This window comes from Mesorhizobium sp. WSM4828, from assembly GCF_055811175.1.
The window spans coordinates 18,068-31,387 of the sequence record NZ_JBVVQK010000026.1 but is presented as its reverse complement, the minus strand read 5'-3'; the positions used below and the strand labels follow the sequence as shown (position 1 = coordinate 31,387).

At 61.1% G+C, this 13,320-nt stretch carries 17 protein-coding genes; 3 read left to right on the top strand and 14 right to left on the bottom strand.

What is annotated here, in order from left to right:
* Positions 1–14 precede the first annotated feature (14 nt).
* The 3 genes from AC0L2X_RS24945 to AC0L2X_RS24935 all read right to left on the bottom strand — a co-directional run bounded on the left by AC0L2X_RS24945 (position 15) and on the right by AC0L2X_RS24935 (position 2,284).
* Positions 15–179, bottom strand: a complete 165-nt coding sequence (locus AC0L2X_RS24945) for a hypothetical protein (RefSeq protein WP_473600436.1) — start codon at positions 177–179, stop codon at positions 15–17.
* Positions 180–416: 237 nt separating this feature from the next.
* Positions 417–1,565: an S-adenosylmethionine:tRNA ribosyltransferase-isomerase gene (locus AC0L2X_RS24940; RefSeq protein ID WP_473559190.1), complete on the bottom strand. Its 1,149-nt coding sequence runs from the start codon at positions 1,563–1,565 to the stop codon at positions 417–419.
* A complete protein-coding gene (locus tag AC0L2X_RS24935; protein WP_473559188.1) occupies positions 1,562–2,284 on the bottom strand; it encodes an SDR family NAD(P)-dependent oxidoreductase in 723 nt (240 codons plus the stop codon). The genes AC0L2X_RS24940 and AC0L2X_RS24935 overlap by 4 nt, the downstream gene beginning before the upstream one ends.
* A 194-nt stretch (positions 2,285–2,478) precedes the next feature.
* Here AC0L2X_RS24935 and AC0L2X_RS24930 point away from each other — a divergent pair, with 194 nt between their 5' ends.
* A complete protein-coding gene (locus AC0L2X_RS24930; protein ID WP_473559186.1) occupies positions 2,479–2,691 on the top strand; it encodes a hypothetical protein in 213 nt (70 codons plus the stop codon).
* Positions 2,692–2,786: 95 nt separating this feature from the next.
* On the opposite strand, the gene AC0L2X_RS24925 is transcribed toward AC0L2X_RS24930, so the two are convergent.
* The 7 genes from AC0L2X_RS24925 to AC0L2X_RS24895 all read right to left on the bottom strand — a co-directional run bounded on the left by AC0L2X_RS24925 (position 2,787) and on the right by AC0L2X_RS24895 (position 9,993).
* Entirely contained in the window at positions 2,787–3,596 is an 810-nt protein-coding gene (locus tag AC0L2X_RS24925) for a class I SAM-dependent methyltransferase (protein ID WP_473600435.1), read from the bottom strand.
* A gap of 264 nt (positions 3,597–3,860) precedes the next feature.
* On the bottom strand, positions 3,861–4,850 hold the full coding sequence (locus tag AC0L2X_RS24920) for a substrate-binding domain-containing protein (protein ID WP_473600489.1): 990 nt from the start codon (positions 4,848–4,850) through the stop codon (positions 3,861–3,863).
* Between the two features lie 78 nt (positions 4,851–4,928).
* Entirely contained in the window at positions 4,929–5,978 is a 1,050-nt protein-coding gene (locus AC0L2X_RS24915) for an ABC transporter permease (RefSeq protein WP_473600434.1), read from the bottom strand.
* Complete coding sequence (locus tag AC0L2X_RS24910; protein ID WP_473600433.1) at positions 5,978–7,495, bottom strand: sugar ABC transporter ATP-binding protein; 1,518 nt, start codon at positions 7,493–7,495, stop codon at positions 5,978–5,980. Before AC0L2X_RS24910 ends, AC0L2X_RS24915 begins: the two co-directional genes overlap by 1 nt.
* Positions 7,492–8,490 carry a LacI family DNA-binding transcriptional regulator gene (locus AC0L2X_RS24905; RefSeq protein WP_473559179.1) on the bottom strand — a complete coding sequence of 333 codons (999 nt, stop codon included), beginning with the start codon at positions 8,488–8,490 and terminating at the stop codon, positions 7,492–7,494. The genes AC0L2X_RS24910 and AC0L2X_RS24905 overlap by 4 nt, the downstream gene beginning before the upstream one ends.
* Positions 8,491–8,822: 332 nt before the next feature.
* On the bottom strand, positions 8,823–9,131 hold the full coding sequence (locus AC0L2X_RS24900; protein WP_473600432.1) for a phosphotransferase: 309 nt from the start codon (positions 9,129–9,131) through the stop codon (positions 8,823–8,825).
* A 373-nt stretch (positions 9,132–9,504) separates the two neighbouring features.
* The gene (locus tag AC0L2X_RS24895) at positions 9,505–9,993 is read right to left on the bottom strand and encodes a cupin domain-containing protein (protein ID WP_473600431.1); all 489 of its coding nucleotides are present in this window, start codon (positions 9,991–9,993) and stop codon (positions 9,505–9,507) included.
* A gap of 114 nt (positions 9,994–10,107) precedes the next feature.
* Here AC0L2X_RS24895 and AC0L2X_RS24890 point away from each other — a divergent pair, with 114 nt between their 5' ends.
* Both AC0L2X_RS24890 and AC0L2X_RS24885 read left to right on the top strand, forming a co-directional pair.
* Positions 10,108–10,497, top strand: a complete 390-nt coding sequence (locus AC0L2X_RS24890) for a LysR family transcriptional regulator (RefSeq protein WP_473600430.1) — start codon at positions 10,108–10,110, stop codon at positions 10,495–10,497.
* Positions 10,494–11,153, top strand: a complete 660-nt coding sequence (locus AC0L2X_RS24885; RefSeq protein WP_473600429.1) for a LysR substrate-binding domain-containing protein — start codon at positions 10,494–10,496, stop codon at positions 11,151–11,153. The genes AC0L2X_RS24890 and AC0L2X_RS24885 overlap by 4 nt, the downstream gene beginning before the upstream one ends.
* A gap of 236 nt (positions 11,154–11,389) precedes the next feature.
* On the opposite strand, the gene AC0L2X_RS24880 is transcribed toward AC0L2X_RS24885, so the two are convergent.
* The 4 genes from AC0L2X_RS24880 to bigR are packed head-to-tail and all read right to left on the bottom strand — an operon-like array spanning position 11,390 to position 13,315.
* Positions 11,390–12,172 carry a sulfite exporter TauE/SafE family protein gene (locus AC0L2X_RS24880; protein ID WP_473600428.1) on the bottom strand — a complete coding sequence of 261 codons (783 nt, stop codon included), beginning with the start codon at positions 12,170–12,172 and terminating at the stop codon, positions 11,390–11,392.
* On the bottom strand, positions 12,169–12,576 hold the full coding sequence (locus AC0L2X_RS24875; protein WP_473600488.1) for a DUF6691 family protein: 408 nt from the start codon (positions 12,574–12,576) through the stop codon (positions 12,169–12,171). The genes AC0L2X_RS24880 and AC0L2X_RS24875 overlap by 4 nt, the downstream gene beginning before the upstream one ends.
* Positions 12,577–12,596: 20 nt before the next feature.
* On the bottom strand, positions 12,597–13,007 hold the full coding sequence (locus AC0L2X_RS24870) for a YeeE/YedE family protein (RefSeq protein WP_473559173.1): 411 nt from the start codon (positions 13,005–13,007) through the stop codon (positions 12,597–12,599).
* On the bottom strand, positions 13,004–13,315 hold the full coding sequence (gene bigR / locus AC0L2X_RS24865; protein WP_473600487.1) for a sulfite-sensing transcriptional repressor BigR: 312 nt from the start codon (positions 13,313–13,315) through the stop codon (positions 13,004–13,006). The genes AC0L2X_RS24870 and bigR overlap by 4 nt, the downstream gene beginning before the upstream one ends.
* Positions 13,316–13,320 lie beyond the last annotated feature (5 nt).

Here is a 13,320-nt window from a genome sequence, read left to right as displayed (position 1 = left end):
CAAAGCAGTCCTGTTCATTGCGCAAGATAATGCAGATCTGCATTATTATCGATGCGAATGGTCGGGCCAAGCTTGGCTTCCTGGGCGACATAATCGCGTTCGATGCCTTTTAGAAAACTGTCAGGCACTGTGGAATCGCTCGTCCAGCCGATGGTCTTGTCAAGAAGGACGGCGCGCAAGCGCAGGCTTAGTATTGACTCGCCGAAGCAACGCTAAATACCGGGATCGCCCGGCTGGCCATTATTGTCAAACTGCAAAACTTATGCGCAGTTGAGATGAGTAGCCCGCCTCCCCAAACAGCTAAAGTTTGGGGAGTGCAGGTCATGGTGATCGTGCAAAGCTTGGTGCCTTGCGATTGCTAGGCGGAAAGAAGGTTGCGCACGGCTTCGCCCTCTCCGATTGCGGGTTCTGGCCCGTTACCAGCCGTCCGTCGACGATGACCTTGGACGTCCAGTCGGGCGCCGGGTCTGGAGATCCAAGATCATCGGGTCGCCTAGAGTAGAGGCTTCGTCTCGCGCACTTCCTGGTTCTGTCCGCGATCGATCCAGCCGATTGAGCAGCATGGAATCGCCAAATTCATGCGTACGGTAGCCGTACGCCGCGCAGGATGCGGAAGCCTTGGCGAGCAGAGCATCGTCGGCAAAGGCTCGCAGGAGCTCGAAATGGCTTTCGCCGGGCTGGTGGACGCCTGTTAGAATCGCATCGACGACGCGAAGTGGCGTGCCCAGCGCGATGCGCCCTGTCGCAATGCCATTTCCGGCACGCACATTGCCGTCGGGATTGGAAGCTGCCTCAAGCGCGCGCACCACGCTCGTGCCGATTGCGATGATGCGACCTCCGCAGAGCTTCGCCCGCGCGACCTGCGCCGCGGTGCGCTCGGGAATGCGGTATGGCTCGTCGAAAGGGAGGCGCAAGTCGAGCCCGGGGTCGCCGGTGGAAGACACGCCCGCGGCATGAGTGAGTGTTGCGAAGCCCACGCCGCGCCGACGCCAGGCCTGGAGCGTGCGCCAGTCGAGTGCGAACGCTGCCGATGGCGTCTCGAACGCCACCGGCCTGGCGGCAATCTTCGTCCAAACATTCCAAAGTGCCAACGGTTCGTGAACATGCGCATATTGGATCGGCCTGCCGTGCTGCGCCAGTCCCGCAAGCACCGCTGCGCGGCTGCCTGGGAAGCGCAACTCGATAAGGCGGGGGTGATCGACAAAGCGCTCTACGATGGCTTCAAGCCGGCCGAGCCGGAGGCGATCGCCTGGTGACAGCGGGGGCGGAGGCGGCCGATTTTCGGTGCGCGTGCGGTGATCGCCCGCGCCGAAGGCAATCGCCAGGAAATTGGTTGGGTCGGGAAATGTCAGCCAGCCTGCCAGGCGGATCTCGATCGCCTCGTCGCTCGGAATATGCGTGCCGTGGAAGCTGGCAGGCAAGGTCGCGGCGTCATTGGCTACGACCAGATCGCCGGCATCGAACAGTGTCGCGAGTTTAGTGCGCGGCAGGTCGCGCGTCGCCCAGTCCGCCTCGACGACCAGCAGCCGGGCGGCGCGCCGATCCGGACGGTCGGCGGCAATCATCCACGTGCCTCGGCGAGAAGTGTTGCGCCGGCCGGCAACGTGTCGAGCATCTGTTCGATGATCTCGGCAGCAGCCAAGTCGGGACGCTTCAATGTCGACGGATCGGCGTCAGGAAGCGCCAGCGCGTGCAGTGGGGTGTCCATATCGCCGGGGTCGAGCGCGAGGAGCCGGATGCCGTCGGCCTTCGCCTCCTCGTCCCAAATCGCCGTCAGGTGAGCAAGAGCGGCCTTGCTCGCGCCATACGCACCCCAGCCGGGATAGGCGTTCACCGCCGCGTCGCTGGAGATGTTGATCACCAGCGCGCCACGGCCCTCGCGCGCGGACGCGGCAAGTGCACCGAACAGTGCTTTCGTCAGCCGGAACGCGCCGACGAGGTTGACCGCGAGCGCTTTTTCCAGCTGCTCGCACTCGGTATCGGCAAGGAGCGCCAGTGGAACGGGCCCGAGGCTCGAGGCATTGTTGATCAGAACGTCGAGCCCGCCCAGGCTCACTGTGGCCTGCAACGCGATCGGGTAGATGTCGTCCTTTTTGCCGACGTCGCCGACAATGCCATGTGCGCCCGTCTCGTCAGCGATGCGTTCGACGTCCGCGGCAGTGCGTGCAACGAAGGCGACCGAGGCTCCGTCTTTGGCAAGCTGCCGCACAAGCGCCAGTCCTAGGCCGGAGGTGCCTCCCGTGACTGCTACACGAAGTCCCTGAAGATCGATGTTGGTCAGCATTGCCGATGCTCCTTCAAACCGTATGGCCGGATGGTACAAGCTTAAGTTAACTTGAGGTCAAGCATTCATTCCGTGGATCGATGCCAACCAGATTCACGTATCGCAGCGCTGCTTCGCCTTGTCGGCCAGCGGGCTGATCGCATTTGAGCGGGCCGCACAGGAGCAGGCGCCGCCGTGATCGGTGCCGAGTCGGATTGCCTTATCGTCTTAGCGCCGCCTATTGGCTGTCGATCGAGGCGATTTGCCCCGAGTGCGCCGTGATTATCGGACCAGTGAAGGAGGCGCATCGCGGTGACAGCGCTATCGGGTTGCGGCTGCGTGTGATCGACCGGTTTAGCATCGCAAACCCCGCCGATAACAGACGCAAGAAGGCCATGGCCATGCGCGAGACGCCGGGAGCGTTCTAACCCACGTGGCCGGGCCGCACTTCTTCGACCGAGCTGCCTTCACGCTGAATTCAGCCGATCCCGGCGCTGCAACAAGGCTTTCATTCCAAATTGGGTTACTCGGGCCGTTCTGCGACAAAGAGAGTATCGGAGAGAAGCCCAAGCCGTTCGCGATCCGCGGTGGGTATACGATCTGAATTTATTCGGGTGACGGCAAAGCCGGCGTCCTCGATACGCTCCTTGATATCCAGTCCGTAGGCTCGCACGTGATCCGATCCACCAAAGCGCTCGTCGCGCTCCCTCAGTGACATAGATGGCGTCGCTTCGATCGTTTGGCGATAAATCAGCGGTACCTGGATCCAGACCTGCCCTCGGGGCTTAAGAGATGACCAAAGTTGCCGAAACACATGCCGATCATCAGGCACGTGTTCCATGACATGACTTAATACGACAATATCGAGATCGCTGGTGCGTCGCATGTCCATCAGGTCAATTTTCACGGTATCCGGCCCGTACCGTCCCGGCTCGAAATCGCCTTTGATTAGGTTGCCTGCTTGAGAGAGTCTCTTTGAAAGACCTTTCTCGCTAGGCGCAATCTGGAGAATTTGAAGCTGCCCCACCGGCAACTTGATAAGCCTACGGTCTAGAGCACAAATCAAAAACCGCTCGCGATCCACCGCATGACAAAGCGGGCAGACAAGAGTGTAGGCTCCGAAACGGTAAAAAGCCGCTATATCGCGATCGCAGGCATTGCAGTGATGAGCCTTGCTCGTCGGGAGGACCGTCAGGGCAAAGGCTCTGAGCCAATCTCGGTATGAATGAAGTTTGCGTGTGACTCGCCGCACCGTGATACGATCACCATAGCTGCGAAAAAGAGATAGAAGTCGGCGTCCCCGAGCGTTGTTCTTCCCTGATGGTTTCAGCATGTCGCCTCCAAGGTTTTTTCACCCAAGGGGCAATAATTAGTGCCAGCTTATATGAAGTCGAGTCTGCGGAGCACCAGGTCTCCCGATCGGTCGCTGGCGATGCAGGGCGTGGGAGCCGGACCCTCGCGCTGACGCTTGGACAGCCGCCCACCAGGAACTCGCGCTGGCGGGCTGCTGCCAGTCCCATTGCGTGCCCTGCGTGGCGTCTCCCAATACGCAACAAGGCCCCGCGCGGGGCCTTGTCCTATTAATTTTGCCCTGAACTCATTTCCCCATCATCTGCTTGGCATTCTCTGGCGTGATCGCGGTCGTAGCCACCGTCACCGTCGGCTCAACCGACGAAGCACAATCAAGCAGAATCTTCTTCGACATCTCGATCGCCTGCTTGGCACCGGTCGGGTAGGTGAAGGTTGCCGCCCAGTCGCCCTTGGCCACGGCCTCGATGCCGCCGGCCGGGCCCGGCAGGCCGTCGGTGCCGATAATCTTGACCTGCTTGCCCGCGCCCTTGGCTGCAAGCAGCGCGCCGGCTGCCATCATGTCGTTCGAGGCGTAGAGCACCTTGATATCGGGGTGCGCTTGCAGCATGGCAGAAAAAGCGGTCTGAGCTTTGTCGGGCACCCAGTCGGCGGCCTGCTCGGCCACCACCTGGATCTTGCCATTTTCCTTCACACCATCCTTGAAGCCGTTGAGCCGCTCCACCGCCGGCGTCGAACTTGGCAGGCCTTCAAGCACCGCTGCCTCGCCGCCTTCCGGGAGCAGGGTCTTTGCGGTGTATTTTCCTGCTTCGAGAGCGATCTTGTAATTGTCGCCGCCGATGAAGGCGGTGTAGTCTTTACCTGGGTCGCCTACCGTCTTGCGGTCTAGCTCAATCACGGGAATGCCGGCATCCATGGCGCGCTTCACCGCCGGGGTCAGGGGCGCCGCCTCGAAGGGCGAGATCAAGAGCAGATCGACTTTTTGAGTGATGAAGTTGTCGACCTGCGATGTCTGCGTGTTGACGTTGCCCGCGCCATCAGCGATCTGCAGCGTGAACTGAGACACTTCCTTGACCGCCGCGCTCAGTTCGTCATTGACATGCTGGCGGTAGGGCTCGGCGTTGTTTGCCTGCGAAAAGCCGATGATGAACTGGCCGTCCTTGGCGCAGGCCTTGACCATTGGGTCAGCGGCCTCTGCGGTGCCCGCCAGGCACAGGCACGTGCCGGCGAGCAGTCCAAGCCGCCAGGCACGCCACGATCCTCGTTCTGTGGTTCTCATGCTCTCTCTCCTCCTTTTTAGGGCCGCTGCGGCCACACCTTGGTTTCTAACGCCTTTCATCTGCCCGCCGTCTGCCTGCTATCTGCCCAAACCCTCGCGGCGGCGCACGAGAGATTGAAGCACGGCCGCCAGGACGATGATCGCGGCGGTCGCGAGCAGCTGCATGGCGGGGGTAATGTTGTTAAGCTGAAGGATGTTGGCGAGCGCGCCGAGCATGATGGTGCCGGCGACGGTGCCGACCATCGAGCCGGCGCCGCCGAACAGGCTGGTGCCGCCGATGACCACGGCCGCGATTGCGGTGAGCTCATAGCCCATACCGTCATTGGCGCTGCCGAAGTTGAATTGACCGGCGTGCACGATGCCGGCAAGGGCGGCGGCAAAGCCGGTGATAGCGTAAACCGAGATCTTGACCATCGAGACCGGCACGCCGGAAATGCGCGCGGCCCGCTCGTTGCCGCCGACGGCAAAGACATAGCGGCCAAAGCGCGTGGTGTTCAATACCAAGGTGGCAATGGCGGCGAAGACAATGAAGACAATGGTCGCCACCGGCACGGTGTTGTTGAACAGACGCTCGCCCAGCACCGCGAAAACAGGTGGCGCCAGGCCGGGACCATCGCCATAGGAAATGTTGATGTACTGGTTGCCCGATACGACCAGCGCGAGCCCCCGCGCCGCCTGCAGGCCGGCGAGCGTGACAATGAATGGCTCGAGGCGAAAGCGGCTGGAAATCATGCCCTGGATCATGCCGAAGACGGTGCCCATTGCCAGCACAGCAAGGACGGTCGGGATAAGCCCGAAGCCGCCGGAGATCATCATCGTTGCGGTAACCACGCTGGAGAGACCGAGCACGGCGCCCACTGAAAGGTCGATGCCGGCGGTGATGATGACGAAGGTCATGCCGATGGCAATGATGCCGGTTTCAGACACCGCGCGCACGATGTTGGCCATGTTGTCTGGCGCAAGGAACAGGATCTCGCCATGGCGCCTCGGCGAGAAGATGACGCCGCCGATCGCGACCAGCACCAGTCCGATCAAGCTCTGGAAGCGCACGACCAAAGCGAGCGGATCGCGATGCACGGGTGCTGCCGCCAACGGCACGCCTGCAGCCGAAGTCGTCTCGTCAGACATCAGGTCTCCTTGCCGTTTGCTGCGGCCAGCACCGTGTGCTCGTCGACGCCGCCGATGAATTCCGCCACATTGCGCCCATGGCGCAGCACTACGATGCGATCGCAAAGGCCGATCAGCTCAGGCATTTCGCTGGAGGCGACCAGAATGCCCAACCCTTGAGCGGCGAGTTGCCTCAGCCGCGCATAGATTTCGCCTTTGGCACCGACATCGACGCCGCGCGTCGGCTCGTCGAGCAGCAGAAGACGCGGATTGCCTAAGATCTCCTTGGCCAGTACCACCTTCTGCTGGTTGCCACCTGAAAGCGCGCCGACGGCGATGTCGGGGTTCTTTGGCCGGATGTCGAACTGACCGAAGGATTGTTTCACCGCCTCCGCCTGCCGGCCCGGCGACATCAGTCCGGCCGGCGAGAGGCGGCGGATCACCGACATGACCAGGTTGAGGCCGACAGCCATCCTCAGCATTAGGCCGCTGCCGCGACGGTCGTCCGTGACGAAGGCGATGCCAGCCGCTCGAGCCGCCCTGATCGAGTTGAGCTTCACCTGACGCCCGTCGAGGGCGATGTCGCCCTCCCAGCGACCGGAGAGGCCGGTGCCGTAAAGCGCGCTGAGAAGTTCGGTCCGCCCTGCCCCCATGATGCCAGCCAGTCCGACGATCTCCCCTTCATGCACATCGAGGGAAAGCCCTGTCGGGGCCTGCCAGCCGGCACTGTCGCGTGCCAGCCGGAAGGTTGCATTGCGCAAGCTGAGGAGCGCCCGGCCGACTGCTTTAGCGCGCTGGGGATAAAGCTCGTCGAGGGGACGCCCGACCAGCAGCCGCACCAACTCGGCTTGCGGGGCGTGCGGCTCGGTGACTCCGGCAACGCGCCCGTCGCGCATCACCGTCACCCGGTCTGCGATCTCGGGCACTTCCTCCAGCCGGTGCGAGATATAGACGATACCGATGCCGCTGGCGGCTAGCTTGCGCATGATGTCGAACAGCCTTTCGACCTCGCTCACCGTCAGAGCCGCCGTCGGCTCGTCCATGATCAGCACGCGCGACGCGTAGGACAGCGCCTTGACGATCGCCACCACCTGGCGCTGGCCGATCGAGAGATCGGCGACCAGTCGTGCCGGGTCAATGGCGAGTTCGATCGCTTCCAGCCGTCTGTGGGCCTCGCGGCGCATCGCCGCCACATCGAGCAAGCCGCCCGGGCGCACTAACTCGCGGCCCAGGAAGAGGTTCGACGCCACGTCGAGCGTCGGCACGAGATCGAGTTCCTGAAAGATGGTGGCAATGCCGGCGCCCTGAGCTTCGCGTGGATTGCTGAAGCGCACTGGCTTGCCGTCGATCTCAATCTCGCCCTCGTCCGCCGCATAAACTCCCGACAACAGGTTCATCAATGTCGACTTGCCGGCGCCGTTCTCGCCCAGCAGGGCGTGGATCTCGCCTCGCTTGAGGTCGAAATCGACTCCCCGTAGTGCCTGGACGCCGCCGAAGCGTTTTACGGCGCCTGTAACCGATAGAAGCGGCGCGCTCATGCCGGCCTCCCGCAAGATTGACGGGCATGCAGCGTCGCCTGAAGCCGCACCGAGCGGGGCTCGATATCGGTCGATGCAATTCGGGCACTAAGCAAGGATGCCGCCTGCCGGCCGATTTCGGTGCAAGGCTGCGCAATAAGCGTCAGTCGGGGCTCAAAACAGTCGGCCCATTCGAAGTCGTCAAAGCCGACAAGTGAAAGATCCCGAGGTATGGCGAGACCTTTTTCGCGAACCGCGCGGACCGCTCCGATCGTTGCCATATTGTTGCCGGTGACCAACGCTGTAGGTGGCGAAGGCAATGACAACATCGCGTGGGTCGATGCCGTAGCGCTCGCCGTGTCGACGTTCCCGAGCGGCAGATATTCCGGCACGTAGGCAAGTCCGTTGGCCATCAAAGCTGACTTGAACGCATCGATACGTTCGCGAGTTGTAGCAAGGCCCGGCTGCCCTGCAATGAACCCAATCCGCTGGTGGCCGAAAGATGCGACGTGATCGATAAGAGCCCGCATCGCGGATTGGTTTTCAACGCCGATCTGATCGAAGCGCTCGTCGGCGAAGCGGTCGATCAAGACGCAGGGCAACTTCTTCTCGGCCAGATAGTCGATCGCCCGCTGCGGTGCGCCCGATGGCGCCAGAATGACGCCGTCGACCCGCCGCTGATGGAAAGCACGGACCACCGAAAGTTCGCGATCCGGGTCGTCCTGGGTGTCGGACAGGAAAACCATAAGACCGAGACGCGCGCACTCGGCCTCCACTGCGCAGATGATGTCGGTGAAATAGGGATTGGAAATTGCCGAGATTGCCAGACCGACGCTGTTGGTCGTCGAGGCCTTGAGAGAGCGCGCCAGCTCGTTGGGCTGATAGCCCATCGAGGCAATCACGTCGTTGATGAGCTTCGCCTTCTCGGGTGATACAAAACGGGTGCGGTTAACGACATGCGACACGGTCGAAACCGACACGCCCGCGCGGCGCGCCACTTCAGCCATTGTCGGCATGGCGGCTCAAATGGGGTGCTCGCAAGCGCTCCTCCCTAACTGCGTTTCCCATTCGCTCTTGTTCTGATTGGCGGATTGAGCGAAACGATACCGCAGTCGAAACGTTTGCGCAATCGTTTCGATGCTCAACATGCCGGAAACGAGATCAGCGGCAGTTGCAGTTGATTGCCCAATGACGCTGCTAGAGGAAGCCGGAGGGGCAGTCACCTCATCGCCTACTTTGGGAAGCTGCTTGGTTTCGTGCGAATGTCTTGGAAGGTGGGGAAGCCGACGCTGGCGACGCTTACAATGGGCGACCTTTCAGACCCCGATCTGGCCGGGAGACGACGCACCTAGCCCAGTTCCCAGAGACGAGAGATCGTGCTGCGCCCCAGCGCACTTATTGCGGGGTTGGTGCGATCATAATACCACACGAGATCCATTGCCTGGTGGAACGCCCAAGCGACACCACGGTTCCACCAAAGATCTTCAACTTGAAGGACGCACCGGTAGGTCGCCCTTCGCTCGGCTAGAAGATGCCACGCGACTACTAAATCCAGCGACGGGTCTGCTGGTCCGAAACTGCCGCCATCAAGCACTCCGACAAGACGCCCGCCCTGCACGAGAAGGTTTGCTGGGATAAGGTCCCTATGACTCATCACGACAGACCCAGCGGATGGCAACTCTCGGAAGCGAGTCCACAAATTGCGCAGTCGAGTTACATCAAGAAGACCCTCGCTGTTTTCAAAGCAGACACTCGGCCAATCATCATGATCGGAGAGATGTCCACCACGTCCTTGCCCGTCGAGCGTCGGCCTCGTGTGTCCGCTTGGCGCAACGATGCCACGAGGTGTGCAAGGTCCAGTGTGAACGCCGATTCCCGATGTATCCGCTACGTTGCCAACGAAGCGGAGCTGGTACTTGCATCAGGCGCGGAGCCCGCATAGCAGCCCCGGGAAGTGACAGCGCGCGGCCCGCGAGAGCCACCACTGGTGCTGGCACCGGAATGACGCCGGCACATCCGGCGCTACCTCGTCATTGCGGCTTCTCGTTGGACTTCAAACTAGAGTCGCCCCACTTGGCCGGTCCGCGGAACTCGATCCCATAGCGGCCTGCCAGTTCCGCCACTTCCGTTATTTGATCAGGAATGCGCAGTTCGCGAGCGGCCGCTTCAACGAAGAATTCCTCCAGCCCTCCGGGGGTCAGGATCGTAAGGTTGCGCCCTGGCCCGGCACTCACAACGCGAAACGTATGCGGCACGCCGCGCGGCAGGAAGATCGAGGCACCCCCTGCCACTGGAACAGCCTCACCGTCGAGCCAGAATTCATAGTCGCCCTCGATCACATGGATTACCTCGTCCTCATTGTGGTGCACATGCACCGGCGGTCCACCGCGCGAAGGCACGGTCGACTCGAAGATGCCGACGATGCCGCCACTCTGGTATTTGCCGACATTGATTGTGTAGATCGTGTCCATCCATTTCACGATGCGCGCTGCGCGCATCGAAGCTGTGACGATGTTCATCGAGATTTCCTTTCCACATCCAGTTGGCTAGGTTGTGCTGCAGCGCGGTTTGCATTGTTAGGGCGATGATCTGAGTGGTGAAAATCGATTGATTATATGCGGGATATTGGCACTGTGAATTTGGCCGCGTTCGATCTCAACCTGCTGCGCGTCTTCGATGCCATGATGCTGGAGCTGAGCACGGTGCGCGCCGGTGAACGGGTCGGCCTATCGCAGCCGGCGGTCAGCTCGGCGCTCGGGCGCCTCCGCTCTATCCTAGGCGACGAGCTTTTCGTGCGCGACGGCAACCGCATGATGCCGACACCTCGCGCTCTCCAGCTAAAGGAGCCGGTGCACCGGGCGCTCGTGCAGATCGAAGAGGCGCTTGCGGCAAACGCAGTCTTTGATCCTCAGACGTCGACGCGGTCGTTCATGCTGATCGGGTCGGATTATTTCTCGACCTTGCTGATGCCGAAGCTGGCGGCGAGGATCACCCGATCTCACCATCGATCATTCTCCAGATGATGGACTATCCCTCGATCGACGTTTTGGGCCTGCTGAGCGACGGCAAGGCCGACATCGTGCTGGACAGGGGGTTTGAAACTCCGGAGTGGATCGTCAGCCGCAAGCTGTTCCGTTCATGGCTGGTTTGCATCGCCCGCCGCGGGCACCCCTTGCTGAGCGCGAGAGGCATCCGGCCTGCGGAGGCCATTCCAGCCGATGTTTTCTGCGCCATCCCGCAGGTATTGCGCTCGGCGGACGGGAGCAGGACCGGAACCATAGATCCCGGGCTTGAAAGGCTCGGTCTATCACGCAAGGTTGCCATCACCGTTCCGCATTTCCACGCCGTGGCGCTAGCCGTGGCGACGAGCGATCTGCTCGGCAGCATCCCGGTCCACTTTGCGCGTCTGGTCGCCGAACGTCTCGATTTGGACATTTTCATGCCGCCGATGGAATCGCCGGCAATGGACGTCACCATGTACTGGCACCGCCGATTCGAGCGCGACGCCGGCAACGCGTGGGTGCGAGGCCAGCTCGCAGCGGTCGCTTCGTTCATGCGTAGGCCGACGAGACCGAGCCACAATTCGGCGGATAGGGTGATTGGCCAGTTCCTGCCTGCACGGCTGCCCGTCGTTCACGTCCCGGCAGGATCGTACTGTCGCTTCCCGAAAGGCTCATAGGAATACTCACCGAACGAAAGCCAGCTGGCGGAGTCGATCAGTATCGGCACCAGCCAATCTCATTGGGGACCGTTCGGGACGTGGCGCGTCGGACAGTGACGGCGGCCGTGATCAAAGGTTACTTGGTCTCTTGGGCTCGTGCTGCAGGGCATACATCCCAGCAAAGACCGGGTGATAAACGCACGAGGCGAAAAAACCTCATTCCGATCAGCGAATCTATCAGTTGCAACGCTAGACTATCCGCCTGCCAGTTGACCGACACTCCTGTGGAGAACATAGCCCGCGACGACAATTACGAGTACGCCAAAGATCCGATTAAGCATGTTCTTGTACGAAGCGAGGCGTGTCGCCACAAACATGCCGATCAACCCGCCGCCAATGCCGCCTCCAATAAATTCTGCGGCCAGTTGCCAGTCGACCATTCCCGACAGGGCGTAGTTGAAGGCAGTCGCAAGGCCGAAAGCTGCGACGGCAAGCAAAGACGTCCCGATCGCGTTGATCGTTGGCATTCCGGTCGCCAGGATCAATCCGGGAACGATAAGAAAGCCGCCGCCAATTCCGAAGAAACCAGAGGCCGCACCGGCGACGGCGGCGACTGCAGCAGTCGTCTTACACATCTTGGCATCCACATGTCGGCCTGCTGTCGAAGAACGGCGCCGGGGGCGAAGCATCAGTGCGCCGACCACAAGCATAAGCAATCCAAAGAAGAATAGCAGATGCGTCCCATCCATCGACTTTCCCAGGGTCGAACCTGCGAGCGCCCCAACCGAGCCCAGTCCTGCAAATACGATTGCACAACGCCACCAGACGTGCCCCTTAAGGGCATGACCTCCAAAGTTCGCCAATGCGTTGGCGGCCACCGCCAGGGCGCCCGTGCCGATGGCAATATGCGGCTGAGCGACACCGACAACATAGAGCAGGAGCGGCGTGGCAAGGATCGATCCGCCGCCTCCGACCAGACCAAGAGTGAAGCCCACCAGACTCCCTGAGCCCACAGCAGAAAACAAACTACCTGTCATGATGCTCTTCGGACAAAGCAGCGGTCATGAGCAACCATCCCCGCCAGCATTAAGGCTACGAAAAGTACCGGCGCTAGCCCCAGAGACAACGAAGCTACCGCGGGACCAGGACAGAGCCCGCCCAGTCCCCATCCAAGGCCGAAAATCGCCGAACCTAGAACCAGGGGGGCGTCAATCCGCGAACTGACAGGCAAATGGAAGGTCGCCGCCAGAAATGGTCGTGACATCTGCCTCACCAAGGCCGTACCTCCCGTTGCAACTGCAACGGCGCCGCCCAGCACGAATGCGAGGCTCGGATCCCACGCGCCAGAGACGTCGAGAAAACCCTGAACACGGACAGGATCAAGCATACCCGACAACGCCAGACCGTAGCCAAAGATGGTGCCCGCGGCCAGGGCCGCCATGACCTGTAATTTAGCGTGTCTCACAATACTGCTCCGTGAAGAAGCGCAACCGCTAGAGCGCCGCTCACAAGGAACGTCACAACGGCGACAATTGACCGCGGCGATAGCCTCGCCAGCCCCATTATTCCGTGACCACTTGTGCAACCCGAACCCATGCGGGATCCGAAACCGACCAGAAACCCAGCCATCATAACCAGCGGCAGTGACGCAGTGATGGTTGCGGTCGGCCAACGGTGAAAAGTCAGGAAATACCCGACCGGGCCAAGCAGCAGCCCGGCGACGAAGGCAGCGTTTGTCCACCTATTATTGCCTTGGAGCAAACCGCCAACAATCCCGCTGATGCCGGCAATTCTACCGTTCAGGATCAAGAGCATCATAGACGAAAGTCCGATCAGGGCCCCGCCCAGAAGCGAAGGGAGATAAGAGGTCATGACGGGCCGTCCGAACAGAAGATCGTGTAGAGCGCCGAAACCAATTGGGCAGCCTTATCGGCGGTCAACCGGTAGAAGATCTGTTTTCCATCGCGCCGGGTTTCCACAATTTTGGCGTCCCGCAACACTGTCAGCTGCTGGGATAGGTTTGGTTGATGGATGTTAAGTTCTTCTTCCAATTGGCTAACCGAATGCTCTCCTTCAACAAGGGTGCAGACGAGCATCAGTCGCATTGGATGCGCAAGTGTCTTTAGAAGAGTTGCAACTTCGCCGGCGCGGGATTCCATTGCGGCAAGCGACATCTCCATTTCGG